The following is a 21,527-nucleotide window of genomic DNA, read 5'->3' as shown; positions in this document are numbered from 1 at the left end:
GCCGCCGCCGCGAGACAATGGACGGCGGCCACGACCGGGCGGCGCCCGTCCCAGCCGTCGCCGCCCGCCCCTACCGAGCACCCGGAGGTGTCCTTCCATGCCCGACTCCCATGCGCAGGCGTCCGACCCGAGCGGCCCGGCCGCGGCGGCCGGTCCCGGCGAGGGCGCCGGTGCGGCGCCCGGCCGCCGGAAGCGCCCGGTGCAGCTGCTGTTCGAGCCGCAGGCCGACGAACCGGAGCCGGAACGCTTCTTCGATCTGGAGTCGATAGACGACCCGGCCGAGCTGCTGCGCCGCTCCACCGAGCTGGCGCTGGCGTTCCGCGCGGCCGCCGAGCGGGCCACCGACTTCCAGGCGGTCGCCGCGGCCCAGCTGGCGGATCCGCGCCGGTTCGACGCGCTCTCGGAGACCGAGATCGCGGGACGGGCCGACTGGACCCCGGACTACGCGGCCAAGATGATCGAGTACGGCCGCAGCCTGCTCCTGCCCCGCCGCCACGAGGACTGAGGCACGCCGGACCCGGCCCGCCGGCGGCCCGTTCCGACGTGGCCCGTCCTGTGTCCCGACCCGGCCCGACCCGGCCCGGGCCCGTTCCGGGCACCCGGAACGCTCCGCCGCCGCTGGCATATGCCCGGGGGAAGCGGAAGGGTACGCCGTCGGCCGCTCCACTGTCCGGCAAACCACGCTTTCCCTCCCGGCCATGCCCCGGACACCCCACCCTGCTGTGCGTGGACATCTGGACATATCAGTCGGTGGAGTACGTGACCGTGGCCGGGGAGGCCTGGCTCGCCTCCGCCAGCGAGTACCCGCGCAGCATGCGCGCCCTCTGGGAGTCCCGCCCGTGGGCGCCCTCGGTGCTGCCCTGCGGACGCGCCTTCGACGTGATCAGCATGCCCGCGCTGTTCGGGCGCCGCGTGCTGGACGAGCTGTGGGCCTCCGGACCGGGCTGCGGGCCGGTGGCCGCCTACCGCGGGCGGACGCTGCTGTTCGTGCGGCCGGGGGCGGCGCCCCGGCTGCGCCGGCTGCTGGCCTGGGAGGAGTGGGCCCGGGACGTACCGCCGCTGCTCTGCCACGGGCAGGGGGACGCGGTCACCGTCCCGCCGGTGCAGCGGATGGTGAACGGCCCGGACTCCCCCGGTCTGGGCGCGGGGCGGTGGATCGTCGCCCCGGACAGCCGGGAGCCGTGGCTGCCGGGCGCCTCGGTGGTGCTCTGGGCCTGCGTCCGGGCGGCCCGGGAACCGGCCGCCGCCCTCCGCTGACGGCACCCGGCGGGGGAGCCCGGCGCGGGGTCGGAGCGGCAGTCCCGGGCGCGGGGCCGGGGGCGGATATTCGATTTTGGCCGGGCCGCGACCCGCTGCTAAAGTCTTCCCTGTCAGCAGGCGCCGCTAGCTCAGTTGGTTAGAGCAGCTGACTCTTAATCAGCGGGTCCGGGGTTCGAGTCCCTGGCGGCGCACAGACAGCCGGAAGGCCCTTCGCGAGAGCGGAGGGCCTTCCGGCGTTTCGGCGACCGGAGCCGGAGACAGGCCCGGAAAGCAGGCCCGGGGCCGGCCGGGGAGAGCTCCCCGGCCGGCCCCGGCCGGTCTCAGCGCCCGCGCAGCGCGCGGTAGCGGGCGACCAGCTCGGCGGTGGAGCTGTCCAGCTCCTCCGTGCCCTCACCGGTCAGCAGCACCGGCTCGATCCGCTTGGCGAGCACCTTGCCCAGCTCGACGCCCCACTGGTCGAAGGAGTCGATGTTCCAGACCGCGCCCTGGACGAACACCTTGTGCTCGTAGAGCGCGATCAGCTGGCCGAGCACCGACGGGGTCAGCTCGCCCGCCAGGATCGTGGTGGTCGGGTGGTTGCCGCGGAAGGTCTTGTGCGGGACGAGCTCGGCGGGCACGCCCTCCGCCGCGACCTCCTCCGGTGTCTTGCCGAACGCCAGCGCCTGCGTCTGGGCGAAGAAGTTGGCGAGCAGCAGGTCGTGCTGGGCGACCAGGCCGGGCAGCAGGTCGGCGACCGGCCGGGCGAAGCCGATGAAGTCGGCCGGGATCAGCTTGGTGCCCTGGTGGAGCAGCTGGTAGTAGGCGTGCTGGCCGTTGGTGCCGGGGGTGCCCCAGACCACCGGGCCGGTCTGCCAGCTCACCGGGTTGCCGTCGCGGTCCACCGACTTGCCGTTGGACTCCATGTCCAGCTGCTGGAGGTAGGCGGTGAACTTCGACAGGTAGTGCGAGTACGGCAGCACCGCGTGCGCCTGGGCGTCGAAGAAGGCGCCGTACCAGACCCCGAGCAGGCCGAGCAGCAGCGGGACGTTCTCCTCGGGCGGCGCGGTGCGGAAGTGCTCGTCGACCAGGTGGAAGCCGTCCAGCATCTCGCGGAAGGCGTCCGGCCCGATCGCGATCATCAGCGAGAGGCCGATCGCCGAGTCGTAGGAGTAGCGGCCGCCGACCCAGTCCCAGAACTCGAACATGTTGGCGGTGTCGATACCGAAGTCGGCCACGCCCTCCGCGTTGGTGGAGAGGGCGACGAAGTGCTTGGCCACCGCGTCGGTGTCGGCCTGCAGGCCGGTGAGCAGCCAGTTCCGGGCGGAGACCGCGTTGGTGATGGTCTCGATGGTGGTGAAGGTCTTGGACGCGACGACGAAGAGCGTCTCGGCCGGGTCGAGGTCGCGGACGGCCTCGTGCAGGTCGGCGCCGTCCACGTTGGAGACGAAGCGGACGTCGATGCCGCGGTCGGTGTAGGAGCGCAGCACCTCGTAGGCCATGGCGGGGCCGAGGTCGGATCCGCCGATGCCGATGTTGACGACGGCGCGGATCCGCCGGCCGGTGTGGCCGCGCCAGGCGCCGTTGCGGACCTGCTCGGCGAAGGCGGCCATCTTGTCGAGCACGGCGTGGACGCCGGGCACCACGTTCTCGCCGTCGACCTCGATCACGGCGTCGCGCGGGGCGCGCAGCGCGGTGTGCAGGACGGCGCGGTGCTCGGTGGTGTTGATCTTCTCGCCGCGGAACATGGCGTCCCGCAGGGCGGCGACGCCGGTGGCCCCGGCCAGCTCGCGCAGCAGGGCCAGCGTCTCGTCGGTGACGAGCTGCTTGGCGTAGTCGACGTGCAGATCGCCGACCTGGAGGGTGTAGCGGCGGCCTCGCTCCGGGTCGGCGGCGAACAGGTCGCGCAGGTGCGTCGCGCCGAACTCCTCCCGGTGCTTGGCGAGAGCGGCCCACTGCGGGGTGCGGTCCAGCGGGGTTCGGGCGTCGGCGCGGGTCTCCGACATCGGTTGCTCCTCGTTTCATCTGGGTGCAGACACCGGCGGGGCCAGGCGGGAGGGTTTCGCGAGGTCGTACCGGTTCTGGGGGTGCGCCGACTCCGTTGGCGGCCTTGCCCGGGACCAGCCTATGCAACGCCGGGACCGGGGGTGCGCATTCCGTTCGTCGGCGTCCGGTCAGCGGTCGCCGCTGTTCAGGCGCGCGTCGCGGTACGGCCGCCGGGATGTCACGGACCGTCCGGCCGGCATGCGGAGCCGCCCCGCGCGGGGCGGGACGGCCGGGCCCGCCCCGCGCGGGGAGGGCGCGGGGCGGGGCCCTCCCCGGAGGGTCCGTCACTTCCGTTCGGAGCGCAGGTCCAGGCCGCGGAGGACCTGGTCGACCAGCTCCGGGTCTGCGCCGGTCTCGGCGCGGGCGACCAGCATCTCGCGCCGGGAGGCGGCGATCATCTCCTGCTCGACGCTGTGGGCGGCGCGCCACTGGGAGAGACGCTGCTTGGCCTCGGTGGCCTCCTCCTCGGCGTAGTTCTCGGGGCAGAGCCGGGCCAGCCGGTCGTGCTGACGGTCCCGCAGCCGGTCGGCGACCTCGGCGGGCAGCTTGTCCTGCTCCTCCAGCTCGCCGAGCCGGTCGAGGCCGGCACGGGCGGCGCGCCACCAGAGCTGGCGGACCGCCTGCTCGTGCCGGTCGTGGTCGAGGTCGAGGTGGAGCCACTTGGCCAGCAAGGGCAGGGTGAGCCCCTGGACCAGCAGGGTGAAGAGCACCACGCTGAAGGCGATGAAGACCAGCCGGCCGCGTTCCGGGAAGGCGTCACCGGAGTCGACGGTGAGCGGGACGGCCAGGGCCAGCGCCACGGTCGCCACCCCGCGCATCCCGGACCACCAGAGCACCACGCTCTCCTGCCAGCTGATCGGGGTGTCCTCCTCGGAGCCGGAGCGCAGTTTCTGGGAGAGCCAGCCGGCCGGCAGCAGCCAGAGCAGCCGGACCACGACGACCACGGCGATCACCACGGCGGCGTCGCCGAGCATGCTGGTCCAGCCGGAGCCGGCCTCCTTGAGGACGGTGGCCAGTTCGAGCCCGATCAGGCCGAAGGCGACACCGGTGATCAGGATCTCGACGATCTCCCAGAAGGCGTTGCCGACCAGCCGGAAGGAGACGGCGTCGGCGTCGGCGGCCCGCTCGGCCAGGTAGAGCCCGCAGACCACGACGGCGAGGACGCCGGAGCCGTGGATCTCCTCGGCCAGGCTGTAGGCGGCGAACGGCACCAGCAGGTTGAGCGCGACCTGCTGGGTCGGGTCCTCCAGGTAGGAGGCGAGCTTGGTGTTGGCCCAGCCGAGGGCGACGCCGATGACGACGGCGAGCACCGCCGAGAGGACGAAGCGGAGCACGGCGTGGCTGGGCGAGAAGTCGCCGCCGACCACCGCGTCGATGGCCAGCGAGTAGATGACGATCGCGGTGACGTCGTTGAACAGGCCCTCGCTCTCCAGGATCGACACCAGTCGGCGGGGCAGTCCGACGCTGCCGGCCACCGCGACGGCGGCGACCGGGTCGGGCGGGGAGACGAGGGCGCCGACGGCGATGGCGGCGGCGAGCGGGAGGGCGGGCAGCAGCCAGTGCACGGTGCCGGCGACCGCGACGGTGGTGACCACCACCAGGGCGACGGCGAGCAGCAGGATGGAGCGGATGTTGGCCTTGAAGTAGCGGACCGAGGAGCGCCGCGCGACGGCGAAGATCAGCGGTGGCAGGACCAGCGGCAGGATCAGGTCGGGGTCGATGGCGATGTCCGGGATCTGCGGGACCACCGCCATGACGATGCCGAGCAGGGTCATCAGCACCGGTTGCGGCACGCCCGTGCGGCGGGCCAGCGGCATGGTCACCACGGAGGCGAGCAGCACCAGGAAGAGCAGGGGCAGCTGGCCCACGGGGAGGTTCCTCTCGGCGACGGACGGGTACGGCGCGGACGTGATCCGGGCCGCCGTCGAGGATAAATCTGACAATGCACTCAACTGCGGCAACGCGCCGAGGACAGGGGTTGACCTCAAGCAGGCTTCACGTCTGATGATCGAGCCCCGACGGTCGACCAGACAGGAGTTCCCCCATGAAGGCAGTCACCGTGCCCCGGTTCGGCGGCCCCGAAGTGCTGCGGGTGGCCGAGGTGCCCGACCCCGTCCCCGGGCCGGGCGAGGTGCGGGTCACGGTCTACGCGGCCGGGGTGCAGCCGGTCGACCTCTCCGTCCGTGCGGGCCTGGCCCCGGCCGGCGTCGAGATAGCGCCCGGGCTGGTGCCCGGCAACGAGTTCGCCGGGGTGGTCGACCGTCTCGGGCCCGGCACCGAGGGCTGGGCGGTCGGTGACGAGGTCCTGGGCTTCCGGCTGCTCGGCTGCAGCGCCGAGCGGGTCGTCGCGGACGGCGCCCGCCTGGTGCGCAAGCCGGCCGGGATGCCCTGGGAGCAGGCCGGGGCGCTCTCCGCCTCCGGGCAGACCGCGCACCTCGCGTTCGAACAGCTGAAGGTCGACCGGGGCGACACCGTCCTGGTGCACGGCGCCGCCGGCGGGGTGGGCACGATCGCCGTCCAGCTGGCCCGGGCCCGGGGCGTGACCGTGATCGGCACCGCGGGCGAGCGCAACCACGACTACCTGCGGGAGCTCGGCGCGATCCCGGTCACGTACGGCGACGGGCTGGTCGAACGGGTCCGGGCGGTCGCGCCGCAGGGCGTGGACGCGGCCTTCGACGCGGCCGGGCGCGGGGCGTTGGAGGCCTCCGTCGAGCTGGTCGCCGACCGGGACCGGATCGGCACCGTGGTCGACTACCCGGGCGCCGGACGGCTCGGCGTCCGGGGGATCCGGGGGGAGCGGACGGCGGCCCGGCTGGCCGAGCTGGTCGGCCTGTGGGAGGCGGGCGCCCTGCGGGTGGAGATCGCCGACACCTTCCCGCTGCAGCGGGCGGCCGACGCCCACCGGCTGGTCGGCACCGGGCACGTCCGGGGGAAGGTCGTCCTCGTGCCGTGACGGCGTGCGACGGGCCCCGGGCGCGGGCGCGGGGCGTCTCGCGCCGGGTGCCGCCCCGGGCACCGGACCGCCGCCCCGGCCGATTGTGCGTTCCGGCTGCTGACCAGGTAATGTTCCTGCCGTCAGCAGGCGCCGCTAGCTCAGTTGGTTAGAGCAGCTGACTCTTAATCAGCGGGTCCGGGGTTCGAGTCCCTGGCGGCGCACAGACAGCCGGAAGGCCCTTCGCGAGAGCGAAGGGCCTTCCGGCGTTTCCGGGTCCGCAGGCGCGCGCCGGGCGCGGCGCGACGGGCCCGTAGCGGTCAGTGCGGGATGGCGGAGATCAGCTCGGAGGCGCCCTGCCGCTTGAGGGCGAGGGCGGTCGCCGTGCCGAGGTCCTCCGGGCTCAGCGAGCCGGCCCACTCGTGGGCGTCCAGGATCTGCTTGCCGTCCGGGGTGAAGACCCGCCCGCGCAGCGAGAGGCGGCCGTCCGGCTCGGCCTTGGCGTAGCCGGCGATCGGCGAGTTGCAGTGGCCCTGCAGCACGTGCAGGAACATCCGCTCGGCGCTCGCCTCGCGCCAGGTCGGGTGGTCGCCGAGGCCGGCGACGGCGTCGATGGTGGCGGTGTCCTCGACGCGGCACTGGAGGGCCAGGATGCCGGCGCCGATCGGCGGGCACATCGTCTCGATCGGCAGGACCTCGCTGATCCTGGCCTCCTCGCCGATCCGCTCCAGGCCGGAGAGCGCGAGCAGCAGCGCGTCCGCCTCCCCCGCCTCCAGCTTGGCCAGCCGGCTGTTGGCGTTGCCGCGGATCGGCACGCACGCCAGGTGCGGGTGCGAGGCGGCGAGCTGGGCCCGGCGGCGGACCGAGGAGGTGCCGATCCGGGTGCCGGGCGGCAGCTCGTCCAGGGCGAGGCCGCCGGGGTGGACGAGCGCGTCGCGGATGTCGTCGCGCCGCAGGTAGGCGGCGAACACCGTGCCGGCCGGCAGCGGGCGGTCGGCCGGCACGTCCTTCAGGCAGTGCACGGCGAGATCCGCCTCGCCGGCGAGCAGCGCCTCGTCCACCTCCTTGGTGAACGCGCCCTTGCCGCCGAGCCGGGCCAGGTCGCCCATCCACCGGTCGCCGGAGGTGGTCACCGGCACCACCTCGGTACGCAGCCCCGGGTGCAGGACGGCGAGTTCGGCCCGGACCCGCTCGACCTGGGCGAGCGCCATGGGCGAGGAGCGGGAGACGATGCGGATCAACTCTGCGGTGGTCATGGTCGGATGATAGGTCGTCAGACAGGAAGGGCCGGCGACGGGTCACCCGGACGGCGGCCACCCGCCGTGGCGGGGGCGGGCGCCCGGGTGATGAGGTACTCGGCCACCACCAGGTTGATCAGCCAGCACGTCCAGGAGGCGGCCGCGTACGCCTGGTCGAACGGGACGCCGAGGGCGTCCATCACGACGAGCCAGACCCGCAGGGTCGCCCCGGCGAAGATCAGTGCGTAGGAGCGGGTCATCCAGGCACGGTGGCGGGCTATCTCGCCGCGCCGGACGGCCCGCCAGGCGATGGCCGTGGAGAGCAGCAGCAGAGCGTCCAGCATCCCGAAGCCGATCGGCGCGATCGGGCCGACCAGGGCCTTCGGCACCAGCACGAGACCCCCCGCGGCGGTCACCAGGACGGTGACCAGGTAGACCCGGCCGATCGTCCGGTGCAGGCCGGGACGGCGGGCCCGCAGCCGGGGCAGGAACTGCCAGGGGCCGAGCAGGATCGCCAGCACGCCGCCGCCGACGTGCAGGGCGAGCGGGAGCCGGTTGGCCAGGTAGACCGCCCGCTGCTCCTCCAGGAAGACCTCGGGGTCGAGGGTGAGGTAGCGGGAGGTGAGGAGGGCGGTGGCGGCGGCCAGCGCGGTGACCGCGAACCAGCCGGCCCGGCGGGCCCGGCCGGTGGAGGCGCGGCGCGAGGTCCGGGTGGCGGCGGGCGCACCGGCGGGGGCGGGCGGCGCGGCCGTCGGTGCGGACGGCGCGGGGGTGCCGGTCGGGGCACGGGAGTCCGGATCGTTCATGCCCCGGACGGTACGGATCCGGGGCGGTCGGGCGCGTCCGCCCCTCGGGGTGGCCCGGCCTGCTCCGGGCGGGTGACCGGCGCGCCCCCGGAGGTGGTACCGGCGGGCGCCGCACCGCCGGACGGCCGGCGCCGGAATACCCCAGCAGGGCGATGCGCGGCCCGGCCGGCCACCGCTACCGTACGGCCCGTGCGCCCGCACCCCCGCGCGGCGGTCACCGCCCTCACCCGGGAGCCGCCATGAGCCCTCCGTCCGCGATCCGGCCGATCAGGATGATCCGGACGAGCCCGCTGAAGCGGATGAGCCGACTGGTCCCGCCGGTGTGGACGGGCCCGGCCGACCGGGCGGGCCGGGCGGGCCCGCTGCGCCGGACGAACTGGACCAGCCCCCGGGACGCCGTCCTGGCGGGCGTGTTCCTGATCGCCATGGCCGTCGACCGGATCGAGGCGGCCGACGGACTGCACACCGGTCTGCCCCTCGCGCTGGCGCTCAGCGCGGTCGCGGCCGGCGCGCTGGCCGTCCGGCGGACCCTGCCGCTGGCCGGCTACCTGGTGGGCTCGGCGGCGCTCTCGGCGGAGGCGCTGTTCGTCCTGCCCAGCGCCGTCTCGCCGTACGCCAACCTGGTCGGCCTCTACTCGATCGGCCTGTACGCGACACGCCGCCGCGCCTGGTTCGGCCCCTTCGCCGCCCTGCTCGGCATGGCCGCCTACTTCGCGGACCTCGCCCACACCTACCCCGTCATCCCGACCGGCGTCCTCTTCCTGTGGCTGCTCGGCTGGGCCGTCGGCTACGGCACGGCCCGGCGGGCCGAGGAGCGGGGCGCCGCCCGGCTGCGGCTGCGCCAGCAGGTCGTGGCCGAGGAGCGGGCCCGGCTCGCCCGCGAACTGCACGACCTGGTCGGCCACACCCTGAACGTCCTCCTGATCCAGGCCGGCGCCGCCCGACGGCTGCTCGACCGGGAGCCGGAGCGCACCCGCGAGCTGCTGTCCGGGATGGAGCACAGCGGCCGCGAGGCGCTGGACGACCTCGACCGGGTCCTCGGGCTGCTGCGGCGCGGTGCCGAGGCACCCGGGGGTCCCGCCCTGCAGCCGGGCCTGGCCGACCTGGACCGGCTCACCGGGCGGCTCGAACAGGCCGGCCTGCGGGTGAGCGTGCGGGTCGACCGGGGCGCCGACCGGGTGCCGCGGAGCCTCGACGTGTCGGCGTACCGGATCGTCCAGGAGGCGCTCACCAACACCGTCAAGCACGCCCGGGCCCGGACCGCCTCGGTCACCGTCCGGTGTACCGGTGGCTCGCTCGACATCGAGGTGAGCGACGACGGCCGGGGCTCCGACGCCGGGTACACACCCGGCCGGGGGCTGCTGGGCATCGCCGAGCGGGTCTCGATGCTCGGCGGCAGCGTGGAACACGAGCGCGGCGAGCAGGGCGGCTTCCGGCTCCGCGCCGTGCTCCCGATCCCGTGAACATCCGGGTCGTCGTGGCGGACGACGACGCACTGCTGCGCGCGGGGGTGGCCCTCGTACTGGAGACCGACGACCGGATCGAGGTGGTCGGCCACGCCGCGGACGGCCTGCGGGCGGTGGAGCTCTGCCGCGAACTGGTGCCGGACGTCGTCCTGATGGACGTCCGGATGCCCGGCATCGACGGGGTGGAGGCGACCCGGCGGATCACCGCCGCCGGACTGTCGACCCGGGTGCTGGTGCTGACCACCTTCCACCACGACGACTACGTGTGGGGCGCGCTGCGGGCGGGAGCGGGCGGCTTCCTCCTCAAGCGGGCCTCGGCCGAGCGGCTCATCGACGCGGTGCACACGCTCGCCGGGGGCGAGTCGGTGCTCGACCCCGCGGTCACCCGGGACCTGGTGGCGCAGGTGGTCGGCCGTGTCGCGGACCGGCCTCCGCCGTCGCCGGAGGACACCCGGCTCGCCCAGCTGACGGCGCGCGAGCGGGAGGTGCTGCGGCTGGCGGCGGAGGGGCGGTCCAACCGGGAGATCGCCACGCTGCTCGTCCTCGCCGAGTCGACGGTGAAGACGCACATGAAGCGGATCCTCACGAAGATCGACGCCCGGGACCGCGCCCAGGCGGTCGCCATCTCGTACCGGAGCGGACTGATGCCGCCCCGGGACGCGCTGGGCGGGTACTGACCACGGGCCGGGCCCCGGCCCGTGTCCGTACGGCCCGGGGCTCGGTCAGGCCCTGTGGCGCGGTCAGGCCGGCGTGGTCCGGCGCGACGGGAAGGCGTGGGTGCGGGCGGCGAGGACGACCGCGAGGACGGGGAGCAGCAGGAGCAGCACGGCCCACGGGAAGGAGTCCGCGCCGAGCCCGTCGAGCAGCAGCCCGCCGGCCACGCCACCGCCCGCCATGGCCGCGTTCCAGAGGGTGACCAGCATCGCCTGCGCGGCGTCCGCCTGCTCTCCGCCCGCGTCGCCCGCGGCGGTCTGCAGCAGGGTCGGGATGCCGCCCCAGCCGAGGCCCCACAGCACGGCCGCGGCGTAGACCGGGACGGCGCTGCCGGCCAGCACGCCGAGGACCGCCGCCGCGGCGGCGACCAGCAGGGTGGACGCGACGGTCAGGGCACGCAGTCGTCGGTGGATGTGCGCGCCGGTGAACCAGATGCTCACCAGCGAGGCGACGCCGAAGGCGAGCAGCACGGTGTCGGTGGCGCCGCCCATGCCGCGCCGGTCGAGGTAGGGGGCGACGTAGGTGTAGAGGACGGTGTGCGCGAGGACGAAGACGAAGGTCACGGCCAGGACCGGCGCCACTCCGGGGACGGCCAGGGCGCGCAGCACCGGGGCCCGTTCCGTCCGGGCCAGGCCGGGCCGCTCGGGGACGGTCGCGGCGATCCAGCCGGTCACGCCGACCGCGATCACGGTCATGACCAGGAACGACACCCACCAGCCGAGCACCCTGCCGAGGAAGGTCCCGGCAGGCACGCCCAGCGACAGGGCGAGCGGGACGCCCGTCATCGCCACGGCGATGGCCCGGCCCTGGAGTTCGGGCGGCGCGAGCCGGCGGGCGTACCCGGCGAGCAGCGCCCAGGCGAGGCCGGCGGCGACCCCGGCGAGGAACCGGGCGGCCATGGTGAGCAGGTAGTCGGTGGAGAGGGCGGTGACGGTGTTGGCCACCGCGAACCCGGCCATGGCGGTGAGCAGCAGCCGGCGGCGCGGCCGGCCGGCGGTGGCCGCGGTCAGGGGGACGGCGGTGACGGCGGTCCCGAGGGCGTAGACGGTGACGGCCTGGCCCATGGCGGATTCGCCGACGCCGAGGTCGGCGCTCATCGCGGGCAGGACGCCCGCGGGCAGGGTTTCGGTGAGGGCCGTGACGAAGACGGCGGTGGCGAGGGCCAGCAGGGCGGGCAGGGGGAGTTTCCGCTGCTCGACGGCGGTGGGTCGGTCGGTGGTCCGCATGGCGGCTATGCTCGAACGCTCACACTGGTGTGAGGGTCAATCAGTCCCGGGGTGAGGTGGGGCACATGCGGATCGGCGAGCTGTCCGAGCGGACCGGGGCGTCCCGGCGGCTGCTGCGGTACTACGAGGAGCAGGGCCTGATCCTGGCCGAACGCTGCGCCAACGGCTACCGCGCCTACGACGAGCCGACCGTGGACCGGGTGCTGCAGATCCGGGGACTGCTCGACTCGGGGCTGCCGACCAGGATCATCAAGCAGATCCTGCCGTGCCTCGACAAGCCCCGGGCCATCCACTTCCCGGACGCCACGCCGGAGATGATCGCCACCCTGGAGCAGGAGCGGGACGGCATGAGCGAGCGGATCCGGTGCCTCACCCGCAACCGGGACGCGATCGCGGAGTACCTGGAGGCGGTCCGGGTGGACCGCTGAGCGGCGGGGGTGTCCCCGCCGCCCGGCGGCCGTCCGGTCAGCGGCGGAAGTAGGAGTCGAAGTTCTTCGAGAACTCCCGGCCCGCGAACTGGTCCCAGTTGATCGACCAGGTCATCAGGCCGCGCAGGCCGGGCTGGGCGCCGGCCTTCGGGACGTAGCTGCCGCAGTTGGTGAGCTTGGTGAGGCAGTCCAGCGCCTTGTTGACCTCGGCGGGGGCGACGTAGCCGTTGCCCGCGTTGGTGGTGGCCGGCATGCCGATGGCGATCTTGGAGGCCGGCAGCGGCGGGAAGACGTTGTTCGCGTTGCCCGCCACCGGGAAGCCCTTGAGCAGCAGGTCGGTCATCGCGACGTGGAAGTCCGCGCCGCCCATCGAGTGGTACTGGTTGTCCAGGCCCATGATGGAGCCGGAGTTGTAGTCCTGGACGTGGAGCAGGGTGAGGTCGTCGCGCAGGGCGTGGATCACCGGCAGGTAGGCGCCGGCGCGCGGGTCCTGGCCGCCCCAGGGGCCCGATCCGTAGTACTGGTAGCCGAGCTGGACGAAGAACGTCTCCGGGGCCATGGTCAGCACGAAGTTCGGACCGTACTTGGCCTTCAGCGTCTTGATCGCGGAGATCAGGTTGACGACGACCGGGCTGGTCGGGTTCTTGAAGTCGGTGTCGCCGGTCTGGAGCGACAGCGAGTGGCCCTCGAAGTCGATGTCCAGGCCGTCCAGGCCCCACTTGTCGATGATCGCCGAGACGGAGCTGACGAAGGTGTCCCGGGCGGCCGCGGTGGTGAGCTGGACCTGGCCGTTCTGGCCGCCGATCGAGATCAGCACCTTCTTGCCCTTGGCGCGCTTCGCGGCGATGGCGGCCTTGAAGTCGGCGTCGGACTCGACGGTCGGGCAGTCGGCGACCGAGCACCGGTTGAACCGGATGTCGCCGGAGGTGACGGAGGTCGGCTCGCCGAAGGAGAGGTTGATGAAGTCCCACGAGTCCGGGATGTCGGCGACCTTCGTGTAGCCGGCGCCGTTGGCGAAGCTGGCGTGCAGGTAGCCGACCAGGGCCTTGCCGCCGGGCTGCGTGGTGGGCGTGACCGTGGGCGTCACGGTCGGCGTCACGGTCGGGGTGACGGTGGGCGTCACCGTCGGCGTCACGGTCGGGGTGACGGTCGGTGTCGCGGTGGGCGTGACGGTCGGGCTGGGAGCGCCCGGGCCGTCCAGCGACACGTCGTCGGCGTAGTACGTGCCCTGCCCGTACCAGCCGTGCGTGTAGACGGTGGCGCTGGTCTGGTTGGCGCCGGTGGTGAAGCTGACGCTGAGCTTCTGGTACGCACCGCCGGTGGCGGGCGTCCAGGTGGAGGTGCCGCCGTCCACGCCGAGGTAGACGTACGAGCCCTTCAGGTACGCGCTGAGCGTGTAGGTGGTGTTGGGCGCGACCGTGACGGTCTGCGCGCAGCGGGCGGTGTCGCTCGCCGAGGCGGCCGCCGCCAGGGCGTAACTGCCGCCGTGGGACTGGCCGGTGACGACGCTGCCGGAGGCCGCGGAGCAGCTCCACGGGCCGACGGCGCCGCTCTCGAAGCCGCCGTTGACCAGGAACTCGCCGGCGGAGGCGGAGGGCGCGAGGCCCAGGGTGAGGCCGACCATGGTGGCGGCGGCGACGGCGGACGCGGTACCGGCGGCCAGCAGCGTGCGCGGGCGGCGGCGGACGGCGGGCACGACGGGTACGGGGGATCTGCGCATGTGGGGGACTCTCCTCGCGGAGGCGCGGGCGTGGGGGTCGTCCGGGGCAGGCCGGAACGCGCGCAGACGGTGGGGGAACGGCGCGGCCAGGCATACCAGTTGGACTAGACCACTGAAGTGGATGCGGCGGTTCGGTGTCAATGGTCCAGACCGGTTCCGGCCCCCGCCACGGCCCGGGCGCCGGCCCGGAGAGGCCCCCGCCACGGCCCCGCCACCGGCCCGCCCGGACCGCCCCCGGTTGCCGGACGTGACACCCCGTCGAAGCATGGAGGAGTGACGTCACCCGGTTACCTCCGCCACCCCCACCTGCGCGGGAACCTGCTGACCTTCACCGCCGAGGACGACGTCTGGCTCGCACCGCTCGGCGACGACGCCACCACCGGCCGCGCCTGGCGGGTCAGCTGCGACCGCACCCGGGTCAGCCACCCCCGTCTCTCCCCCGACGGCCGCACCCTCGCCTGGACCGGCTGGTACAGCCTGACCCCCGAGGTGTGGACCGCACCCGTCGACGGCGGCGAGGCCCACCGGCTCACCCACTGGGGCAGCCAGGACACCCGGCTGCGCGGCTGGCTGCCGGACGGCGAGCTGCTCGCCGTCACCTCGTACCACGAGCCCTTCGGCCACTACACCTGGGCGCACGCCCTGCCCGCCGACGGCGGACCCGGTCGCCGGATGCCCTGGGGGCCGGTCGGCGACGCCCAGGTCGGCCCCGCCCACACCGTGCTCCTCACCGGCTCCGCCCCGCACGAACCGGCCGCCTGGAAGCGCTACCGGGGCGGCGCCACCGGCCGGCTCTGGGTGGACGGCGAACGCCTCCTGGAGGGCCACCCCGGCCACCTCGCCTCGCCGATGCCGGTCACCTCGGCGGACGGCGACCGGATCGCCTTCCTCTCCGACCACGAGGGCATCGGCAACCTCTACTCCTGCCGCCCCGACGGCACCGACCTGCGCCGGCACACCGACCACGCCTCCTACTACGCCCGCGAGGCCGCCGGCGACGGCACCCGGATCGTCTACCAGCACGCCGGCGACCTCTGGCTGCTGGACAGCCTCGACGCCCCCGCCCCGCGCCGGCTGCGCGTCCCGCTCGGCGGCGCCCGGGCCGGCCGACGGCCCTACCAGGTGAACGCCGCCTCGCACGTCAAGGACCTCGCCTGCGACCAGACCGGCCGGGCCGGGGTGATCACCGTCCGCGGCAGCCAGTACTGGCTCACCCACCGCGACGGGCCCGCCCGGGCCCTCGCCGACACGCCCGGCGTACGCACCCGGCTGCCGGTCGTCCTCGGCCACACCGGCGAGGCCGCCTGGATCACCGACGCCCGCGGCGAGGACGCGGTCGAGATCGTGCCGCTGCCCGGCCACGAGCAGGCCCCCGGACAGCGCGGCCACCGGGTGCTCGCCGACTGCCGGCTCGGCCGCGTCCTGGAACTCACCGCCTCCCCCGACGGCGCCCACCTCGCCGCCGCCGCCTCCGACGGGCGGCTCCTGCTGCTCGCCACCGCCGACGGCACCGTGCGCGAGGTCGCGGCCTCCGGCCACGGCCCCGTCGCCGGCGCCCGGTTCTCCCCCGACTCGCACTGGCTCGCCTGGTCCCAGCCGGCCGCCGGCCGCTCATTGCGCCGCATCCGGCTCACCCGCACCGACGGGCCCGCGCCCGTCACCGACGTCACGGACGGCCGGTTCGAGGACGAGCAGCCGGTCTTCACCCGGGACGGCCGCTACCTGGCCTTCCTCTCCTGGCGCGGCTTCGACCCCGTGCACGACGTGCACACCGGCGACCTCTCCTTCCCGCTCGGCTGCCGTCCCTACCTCGTGCCGCTCGCCGCCGACACGCCGTCCCCGTTCGCGGCCCCCGCCGAGGACGGCGCCCCGCGCGGCGACGGCGGCGGCACCGTGCACGTCGATCCTGCGGGCATCGGCGAGCGGCTGGTGCCCTTCCCGGTGCTGGCCTCCAAGTACTCGGCCACCGACAGCGTCCGGGGCGGGCTGGTCTGGCTGCGCTGGCCGATCTCCGGCACCCTCGGGCAGACCTTCACCAACCCCGACGACACCTCCGGCCGCCCCTCCCTGGAGTACTTCGACCTGGCCCGCGGCACCCGCACCACCCTCGCCGACCGGCTCGACGGCTACGCCGTCTCCGGGGACGGCGGCTCGGTCGCCGTCTACTCGTCCGGCACCCTGCGGATCCTTCCGGTGGCCGCCCCCACCGCCGCCACCACCGTCGACCTGCGCCGGATCACCCACACCGTGCGGCCGGCCGCCGAGTGGCGGCAGTCCTACGCGGAGGCCGCCCGGATCGTCCGCGACCAGTTCTGGGACGCCGGGATGTCCGGGCTGGACTGGCCGGCCCTGGTCGCCCAGTACGAGCCGCTGCTGGAGCGCATCGCCGGCCCCGACGACTTCGCCGACCTGCTGCGCGAACTCCTCGGCGAACTCGGCACCTCGCACGCCTACGTCACCGCCTCCCGGCGCGGCGAGGGGCCGTCCCTCGCCCAGCAGCCGCTCGGCCTGCTCGCCGCCAACGCCCACCGCTCCCCCGACGGACACTGGCTGCTCGACCGCATCCTCCCCGGCGAGTCCTCCGACCCGCGCGCCCGCGCCCCGCTCGCCGCCCAGGGCGTGCACGACGGCGACGAGCTGCTCGCCGTGGCCGGCCGCCCGGTCGACCCGGTGCGCGGACCGCTCCCGCTGCTCGCCGGCACCGGCGGGACCATCGTGGAACTGACCCTGCGCGGCGGCGGGCCGGACGGCCAGGTGCGGCGGATCACCGTCACACCGCTCACCGACGAGCGCCCCGTCCGGTACCAGGACTGGGTGGCCAAACGACGCGCCCTGGTCCGCGAGTTCAGCGACAGCCGGTGCGGCTACCTGCACATCCCCGACCTCGGCGGCTCAGGCTGGGCCCAGTTCAACCGGGACCTGCGGCGCGAGCTCGACAAGCCCGCGCTCGTCCTCGACGTCCGCGGGAACGCCGGCGGCAACGTCTCGGAACTGGTGCTGGAGAAACTCACCCGGCGGGTACTCGCCTGGGACTTCAGCCGGGGCCGGGAGCCGGTCCGGTGGCCGCGCGACGCCCCGCGCGGGCCCGTCGTGGCACTCGCCGACGAGGCCACCAGCTCGGACGGCGACGTCATCATCGCCGCGATCAGGCTGCTCGGGCTCGGCCCGGTGGTCGGCAACCGGACCTGGGGCGGCGTGGTCGGCATGACCGGACGGCACACCCTCGGCGACGGGACGCAGATCTCGGTGCCGAAGAACGCCTCCTGGTTCACCGGCGGGCTCGGCTGGTCGGTGGAGAACCGCGGCGTCGAGCCGGACGTGCACGTGCTGCGCACCCCCCGGGACTGGGCCTCGGGCCGCTACCCCGAGCTGGTCATGGCGGTGCGGCTGGCGCTGGAGCTGCTGGACGACGTACCGGCCGCCGTCCCTCCTCCCGACGACACCCCCCGGCCGGACCTGCGGCGGCCCCCGCTGCCGCCCCGGGACCGGTGACGCGGACGCGGACGGGATTCGGGGGCGGTGACCCGGACGGCGGCGGGGACGCCGGGGAAGGCAGGGGGACGTGACGGCAGCGGTCCGCCGGGGCGCCCGGCGGGCGGGCGCCCCGCGGCGGACCGGGCGGGGTCAGTCCCAGGGGTCGCCCTCGGCCGTCATGTTCTCGCGGGCCCGCTCCTCGGCCTCCCGCTCGCTGATCCCGGTCGACCGCCGGGCCTCGGACTCCCGAACCTCGGCCTCCCGGATCTCACGGGCCCGCTCGGCCTCGGCGTTGAAAGCGTCGGCCGCCTCGTCGTGGGCGAGCGCGGCGCGCTGGGCGGAGTCCGCCATCGCGGTGGTGTCCTGCTCGTGGCCCCCGCCGAGCGAGGACCTGTCCTCCCCTGCGGCGGCGTGCTCCTTGTGGCGGAACCTGTCGAAGATGCCCATGACTCCTCCTCCGGACGACTTCCGGGCTGCCCCCACTCTCACACCGGCACGCGACGGACGCATCCGCTGCGGAGACGGCGGCGGGGTGCCGGGCCGGGTGGGCCGGGTGGGCCGGCCCGGGTGGAACCGGTGGCCCGGGCGGAACCGGTGCCGTGCCCGTTCACCCGGCCGCCGATCATCGAGGCATGCGTGCCGCCCGCCTGATCCGCACGGCCTTCCTCGTCCAGTCGAACCCCGGCGTGACCGCCGCCACCCTCTCCCGTGAGCCGGAGGTCTCCGAGCGGACGGTGATCCGGGATGCCCAGGCCCTCCAGGAGGCCGGTGTCCCGGTCCGTTCGGAGCGTGGCCGGGTGGGCGGCTCCCACCTGCCGCCGGGCTACCGGACCCGGCACACCACGCTGCACCCCACCGAGGCGGAGACCCTCTTCCTGTCCGGCGTGCCCACGGCCCTGCGGGACCTCGGGCGGCGAGCGCGGCGAGCGCGGCGAGCGCGGCCCGGCTGAAACCGACCGCCACCCTGCTCCCGTCGGTGCGCACGGAGCAGGCCCGGGCGTCCGGCCTGCCGTCCACGTCCCGGATGTCGTAGGCCCTGGCGAGCTCCCCGCTGGAGGTGGACCTGCCGTTCCGGCGCGCGGCCCGGTCCGGGTCGGCGGCCGGCGCCGCGACCGTGCGCGCGAGGTAGTGCGGCGACTCGGCGATCGCGAAGGCCGGTTCCCGGGCGACGGCGTCGCGCCAGTTTCTCCGCGCTCTCCTCGATGGTCTCCGTGCTCCGGCCGACCTCGCTGGCCCGGGTGCGGGTGGTGCGTCCGGTGACGTAGACGGTGGCGCCGGCGCGGCCGAGCTCGACGGCGAGTGCGCGCCCCGCGCCGCGGGTGGCCCCGGCCACGAGCGCGATCCGACCGAGGAGCGGACCGTCCTGGACGACGTCAGGGGTGGTGGTTTCCCGGTTCATGCACTCCATCGTCCGCACCAGAAGTGACAGAACACGTCACCCTTTTCCGCGAGCGTCCCACGCGTTCCTCCGAGGCGTTCCCGTCCCCCGAGCCTTGAGCCGTTGGTCCCGGGTGGAAGCGTCGAAAGGCCGTATCCCTGGCGGCGGACCAGGAGCAGGGTGGGACCCGTCAGCCGGTCCCGATCCCACCCCAGGAGCCCGCCGTGACCGTCGCCGCCCACACCGGTGTCCACCGTCCGAGCGAGGAACTGCACGACGGACCGCGCCGGCTGGTCGGGCCGCTGGCCGCGCTGGACGGCAGGCTGCCGGGCGTCCACGACCTGCTGCTCGTGCAGTGTCCGAGCTCGCTGCGCCCGCTCGGCGGCGGCGGGCTGCCGCACTGGGCGCGGCAGGTGCTGCGGGCCCACCCCTGGGTGACCGTCGGCCGGGCGCCCGTCGTGGCGGGCTCCCCGACGGACACCCCGCATCCGGTGAGCTGCGTCCGGGACGCCTCGGCCGCGCCGGAGACCTGGCTGCCGGTGACGGTGCGCGGCCCGGAGCGCGGGCAGCGGCTGGACGCGCTGGTTCCCCGGGCGGCGGTGGCCCGCACGCTCCGGCCCGAACAACTCCCCGGCCGGATCGGCCTGCTGACGCCGCAGCGGACGGCGGCGGTTCCGGCGCTCGCGGTTCTCCCGGTGGCCGGGCAGCTGGTGGCGGACCACCGGCTGGCCTGGGGGCCGATCGGCGCGGTCGGCTACGAGTTGGGCAGCGGCGAGCCGGTGGCCGGCCCGCTGAGCCCGCTGCGGCTGGTGCTGCGCGCGCCGCAGCCGGTGAGCCGGCGGGACGCGCTGCAGCTGCGGCGGGCGCTGAGCCGGCTGCGGGTGCCCGTCCAGGCGGAGTTGGAGACCCGGCACGGCGCCGTCCTGCTGGCCGAGTACGCGGCCGCGCCGCCGACGGTCACCCTGCTGACGCCGGACGGCCCCCGGGAGGTCCACGACCCGTGGTTCCCCCGGGAGCTGTGACACCCGTGCCGGCCTCGCCGTCGCCCGGGGGCAGGGGCCGGGGGCCGGGGGCCGGGGGCAGCAGACGACCGGCGGACCGGGGCCGGCAGCCGGGGCGCTCAGCCGTCCTTCACGGTGATTCCCAGGGCCTGGGCGAACTGGGGTGCCAGTTCGAGCAGTTGGGTGGAGCTGATCAGGGCGCCGCGCAGGCCCTGGTGGCCGTCGGGCAGGCCCAGGGCGGCGGCGCCGCGCAGGTCCACCTTGCTGAGGGTCGCGCCGCGCAGCCGGACCTCCTCCAGGGTGGAGCCGGGGAAGGCGACGTCGGTGAGCCGCGCGTCACCGAAGTCCACGTCGCGCAGCAGGCAGTCCTCGAAGACGACGTCGCGCAGGACGGCGGCGCGCAGGTTGACCGCCTCCAGCTTGCAGCCGCGGAACACCACCCGGCGCAGCGCGGAGCCGTGCGCGGTGACGCCGGCCAGGACGCCGCCGGCGAAGAGGGCGTCCTGCCACTCGCTGTCGGCGAGGTCGCAGGCCACCCAGCGGCCGGCCTGCACCCAGGCCTCGTTGAACCGGGCCTGCCGGAGCTTGACCCCGCTCAGCGCGACACCGGTGAACGCGCACTCCAGGAAGGTCGCACCGGCGGCCGACAGGTCGGTGTACTCGCCGCCGTCGAAGTGGACGGTGTCGTAGCGCGCGTCGCTGCGCAGCGGCCCGGTGTGCGGGCGCAACAGGTCGGCGTACGGCAGGTCTTCCAGGCGGTCGGGGACGGGCTTGGGCATGGCGGTGGCACCTCGCGGTCGGCGGCGGACGACTCTCGCCCGCATGCTCGCACGCGGCACCGACAGATCCCCTCGGGCGGCGCCCGGCGCGAGCGGGCGCGGCACCGACGGGCTTCCCCGGGCGGCGCCCGGCACGAGCGGGCGCGGCGGTGACACGGTGGGGCGCGCACCGCCGGCCCTGCTCGGGATCGCCGCAGTGGGCGGGCACGCGCACGGACCGGCCCGGCCGCCGGGGTTCAGCGGCCGGGCCGTCCTGCGGTGCGTCGGGCGTCAGCCGGCCAGGCCGTTCCGCCAGAGGGTGTTGACCCGGCTGCGCTCGGCGCTGTTCGGGTTCGGGTTGGTGCAGGAGGTGCCGGGGCCGCCACCGGACATCAGCTCGCTGCACGGGCCCGAGTAGTGGTCGGGCAGGCCCAGCACGTGCCCGGTCTCGTGCGCGACGACCCGCAGCGAGTTGTACTGACGGTTCTGCGCGTAGTCGAGGAAGATGTACCCGCGCCCGTGGCCGTCGGTGCTGGCGTACGAGCCGCGCGAGTCGTTGCCCTCGTAGTAGCGGAAGTCGGCGGCCGAACCGGACCGCAGCTGGACGTTGGCGACCGAGCTGTTCCAGATCTGCGTGCTCTGGGCTATCTGGTTGCGGAAGGTCGGCGCGCTGCTGGCGTCGTAGGTCACGGTGACGGCCAGCAGGTACGGGTTGGCGGCCTGCTTGGCCTTGGCGGACTTCATGACCGCCTCGTAGAACGCCTTGTTGTTGGCGTCCTCCGCGACCGAGGTCGTGCGGGCGGCGGTGGCCGTGTAGCCCTGGGTGGGCGCGGCGGCGGCCGTGGTGGGCAGGGCGGCCAGACCGGCGGCCAGCGCCAGGCCGAGCGCGGCCGAGAAGGTGCGTGAGACACGGTTCATGTGGGGGCTCCCGTTCACGGGGGTGGAGGGGTGGGGGGTAGCGCGTGGTACCGGTGGTGCAGGCGGTACCGGGCGTGCGGTGGTGCGTGGGGCCGTACGCGGGGTGGTGCGCGCCGCCCGGCACGCCGACCGGCCGGAGGGGGCCGTCCGGTGGGCCGCGCCGGGGGTCGTCAGGAGGCCGGGCCG

At 75.0% G+C, this 21,527-nt stretch carries 17 protein-coding genes, 2 tRNA genes and 2 pseudogenes; 11 read left to right on the top strand and 10 right to left on the bottom strand.

Annotated elements, in window-relative coordinates:
• The first annotated feature begins 97 nt into the window (after positions 1–97).
• The 3 genes from PUR61_RS35835 (at position 98) to PUR61_RS35825 (ending at position 1,451) form a co-directional block, all read left to right on the top strand.
• Positions 98–505 (top strand): hypothetical protein, encoded by a 408-nt coding sequence (locus tag PUR61_RS35835; RefSeq protein ID WP_329883709.1) that lies wholly within the window; start codon positions 98–100, stop codon positions 503–505.
• A 221-nt stretch (positions 506–726) separates the two neighbouring features.
• Positions 727–1,257 (top strand): bifunctional DNA primase/polymerase, encoded by a 531-nt coding sequence (locus PUR61_RS35830; protein ID WP_329883708.1) that lies wholly within the window; start codon positions 727–729, stop codon positions 1,255–1,257.
• Between the two features lie 120 nt (positions 1,258–1,377).
• Positions 1,378–1,451, top strand: a tRNA-Lys gene (locus tag PUR61_RS35825).
• A 129-nt stretch (positions 1,452–1,580) separates the two neighbouring features.
• Here PUR61_RS35825 and pgi read toward each other — a convergent pair.
• Both pgi and PUR61_RS35815 read right to left on the bottom strand, forming a co-directional pair.
• A complete protein-coding gene (pgi, locus tag PUR61_RS35820; RefSeq protein WP_329883707.1) occupies positions 1,581–3,242 on the bottom strand; it encodes a glucose-6-phosphate isomerase in 1,662 nt (553 codons plus the stop codon).
• A 324-nt stretch (positions 3,243–3,566) separates the two neighbouring features.
• Positions 3,567–5,150 (bottom strand): Na+/H+ antiporter, encoded by a 1,584-nt coding sequence (locus PUR61_RS35815; protein WP_329883706.1) that lies wholly within the window; start codon positions 5,148–5,150, stop codon positions 3,567–3,569.
• A gap of 176 nt (positions 5,151–5,326) precedes the next feature.
• Between PUR61_RS35815 and PUR61_RS35810 the strand changes: the two genes are divergently transcribed.
• Together PUR61_RS35810 and PUR61_RS35805 are read left to right on the top strand one after the other, a co-directional pair.
• Positions 5,327–6,235 (top strand): NADP-dependent oxidoreductase, encoded by a 909-nt coding sequence (locus PUR61_RS35810; RefSeq protein WP_329883705.1) that lies wholly within the window; start codon positions 5,327–5,329, stop codon positions 6,233–6,235.
• A gap of 129 nt (positions 6,236–6,364) precedes the next feature.
• Positions 6,365–6,438 (top strand) — tRNA-Lys (locus PUR61_RS35805).
• Between the two features lie 96 nt (positions 6,439–6,534).
• Here the strand turns inward: PUR61_RS35805 and hemC are convergent.
• Positions 6,535–7,470 (bottom strand): hydroxymethylbilane synthase, encoded by a 936-nt coding sequence (gene hemC / locus PUR61_RS35800; protein ID WP_329883704.1) that lies wholly within the window; start codon positions 7,468–7,470, stop codon positions 6,535–6,537.
• A 17-nt stretch (positions 7,471–7,487) separates the two neighbouring features.
• Entirely contained in the window at positions 7,488–8,258 is a 771-nt protein-coding gene (locus tag PUR61_RS35795) for a DUF2306 domain-containing protein (protein WP_329883703.1), read from the bottom strand.
• A gap of 239 nt (positions 8,259–8,497) precedes the next feature.
• On the opposite strand from PUR61_RS35795, the gene PUR61_RS35790 reads away from it, so the two are divergent.
• Complete coding sequence (locus PUR61_RS35790) at positions 8,498–9,721, top strand: sensor histidine kinase (RefSeq protein WP_329883702.1); 1,224 nt, start codon at positions 8,498–8,500, stop codon at positions 9,719–9,721.
• Positions 9,718–10,401: a response regulator transcription factor gene (locus PUR61_RS35785; RefSeq protein ID WP_329883701.1), complete on the top strand. Its 684-nt coding sequence runs from the start codon at positions 9,718–9,720 to the stop codon at positions 10,399–10,401. Before PUR61_RS35790 ends, PUR61_RS35785 begins: the two co-directional genes overlap by 4 nt.
• 63 nt (positions 10,402–10,464) lie before the next feature.
• Here PUR61_RS35785 and PUR61_RS35780 read toward each other — a convergent pair whose 3' ends face one another.
• A complete protein-coding gene (locus tag PUR61_RS35780; protein ID WP_329883700.1) occupies positions 10,465–11,664 on the bottom strand; it encodes an MFS transporter in 1,200 nt (399 codons plus the stop codon).
• A gap of 65 nt (positions 11,665–11,729) precedes the next feature.
• Here PUR61_RS35780 and PUR61_RS35775 point away from each other — a divergent pair, with 65 nt between their 5' ends.
• Positions 11,730–12,092: a MerR family transcriptional regulator gene (locus tag PUR61_RS35775; protein WP_329883699.1), complete on the top strand. Its 363-nt coding sequence runs from the start codon at positions 11,730–11,732 to the stop codon at positions 12,090–12,092.
• Positions 12,093–12,129: 37 nt separating this feature from the next.
• Here PUR61_RS35775 and PUR61_RS35770 read toward each other — a convergent pair whose 3' ends face one another.
• The gene (locus PUR61_RS35770; protein WP_380357772.1) at positions 12,130–13,812 is read right to left on the bottom strand and encodes a chitinase; all 1,683 of its coding nucleotides are present in this window, start codon (positions 13,810–13,812) and stop codon (positions 12,130–12,132) included.
• Between the two features lie 273 nt (positions 13,813–14,085).
• On the opposite strand from PUR61_RS35770, the gene PUR61_RS35765 reads away from it, so the two are divergent.
• Entirely contained in the window at positions 14,086–17,304 is a 3,219-nt protein-coding gene (locus PUR61_RS35765) for a S41 family peptidase (RefSeq protein WP_329883698.1), read from the top strand.
• A gap of 132 nt (positions 17,305–17,436) precedes the next feature.
• Here PUR61_RS35765 and PUR61_RS35760 read toward each other — a convergent pair whose 3' ends face one another.
• Complete coding sequence (locus tag PUR61_RS35760) at positions 17,437–17,733, bottom strand: hypothetical protein (RefSeq protein ID WP_329883696.1); 297 nt, start codon at positions 17,731–17,733, stop codon at positions 17,437–17,439.
• A gap of 185 nt (positions 17,734–17,918) precedes the next feature.
• Between PUR61_RS35760 and PUR61_RS35755 the strand changes: the two are divergent.
• Positions 17,919–18,268 (top strand): annotated as a pseudogene (locus tag PUR61_RS35755) (helix-turn-helix transcriptional regulator); the annotation flags it as partial.
• 8 nt (positions 18,269–18,276) lie between these two features.
• On the opposite strand, the pseudogene PUR61_RS35750 reads toward PUR61_RS35755, so the two are convergent.
• Positions 18,277–18,685: pseudogene (locus tag PUR61_RS35750) on the bottom strand (hypothetical protein); the annotation flags it as partial.
• A 203-nt stretch (positions 18,686–18,888) separates the two neighbouring features.
• Here PUR61_RS35750 and PUR61_RS35745 point away from each other — a divergent pair.
• Complete coding sequence (locus tag PUR61_RS35745; protein WP_329883695.1) at positions 18,889–19,686, top strand: phosphoribosyl-dephospho-CoA transferase MdcG domain-containing protein; 798 nt, start codon at positions 18,889–18,891, stop codon at positions 19,684–19,686.
• Positions 19,687–19,784: 98 nt separating this feature from the next.
• Here the strand turns inward: PUR61_RS35745 and PUR61_RS35740 are convergent, their stop codons facing one another.
• Both PUR61_RS35740 and snpA read right to left on the bottom strand, forming a co-directional pair.
• A complete protein-coding gene (locus PUR61_RS35740; RefSeq protein ID WP_329883694.1) occupies positions 19,785–20,444 on the bottom strand; it encodes a pentapeptide repeat-containing protein in 660 nt (219 codons plus the stop codon).
• A 270-nt stretch (positions 20,445–20,714) separates the two neighbouring features.
• Complete coding sequence (snpA, locus tag PUR61_RS35735) at positions 20,715–21,341, bottom strand: snapalysin (RefSeq protein WP_329883693.1); 627 nt, start codon at positions 21,339–21,341, stop codon at positions 20,715–20,717.
• Positions 21,342–21,527: the final 186 nt, after the last annotated feature.

The sequence above is a fragment of the Streptomyces sp. BE20 genome, from assembly GCF_036322525.1.
Classification (GTDB): domain Bacteria; phylum Actinomycetota; class Actinomycetes; order Streptomycetales; family Streptomycetaceae; genus Kitasatospora.
The sequence above is the reverse complement of the archived record's forward strand: the minus strand, read 5'-3'. Positions and strand labels throughout refer to the sequence as shown.

Bases quoted from the DNA above. Each gene is read 5' to 3' on its own strand.
- PUR61_RS35835 (WP_329883709.1), top strand. From the start codon at position 98: ATGCCCGACTCCCATGCGCAGGCGTCCGACCCGAGCGGCCCGGCCGCG.
- pgi (WP_329883707.1), bottom strand. From the start codon at position 3,242: ATGTCGGAGACCCGCGCCGACGCCCGAACCCCGCTGGACCGCACCCCG.
- PUR61_RS35810 (WP_329883705.1), top strand. From the start codon at position 5,327: ATGAAGGCAGTCACCGTGCCCCGGTTCGGCGGCCCCGAAGTGCTGCGG.
- hemC (WP_329883704.1), bottom strand. From the start codon at position 7,470: ATGACCACCGCAGAGTTGATCCGCATCGTCTCCCGCTCCTCGCCCATG.
- PUR61_RS35795 (WP_329883703.1), bottom strand. From the start codon at position 8,258: ATGAACGATCCGGACTCCCGTGCCCCGACCGGCACCCCCGCGCCGTCC.
- PUR61_RS35790 (WP_329883702.1), top strand. From the start codon at position 8,498: ATGAGCCCTCCGTCCGCGATCCGGCCGATCAGGATGATCCGGACGAGC.
- PUR61_RS35780 (WP_329883700.1), bottom strand. From the start codon at position 11,664: ATGCGGACCACCGACCGACCCACCGCCGTCGAGCAGCGGAAACTCCCC.
- PUR61_RS35775 (WP_329883699.1), top strand. From the start codon at position 11,730: ATGCGGATCGGCGAGCTGTCCGAGCGGACCGGGGCGTCCCGGCGGCTG.
- PUR61_RS35770 (WP_380357772.1), bottom strand. From the start codon at position 13,812: ATGCGCAGATCCCCCGTACCCGTCGTGCCCGCCGTCCGCCGCCGCCCG.
- PUR61_RS35760 (WP_329883696.1), bottom strand. From the start codon at position 17,733: ATGGGCATCTTCGACAGGTTCCGCCACAAGGAGCACGCCGCCGCAGGG.
- PUR61_RS35740 (WP_329883694.1), bottom strand. From the start codon at position 20,444: ATGCCCAAGCCCGTCCCCGACCGCCTGGAAGACCTGCCGTACGCCGAC.
- snpA (WP_329883693.1), bottom strand. From the start codon at position 21,341: ATGAACCGTGTCTCACGCACCTTCTCGGCCGCGCTCGGCCTGGCGCTG.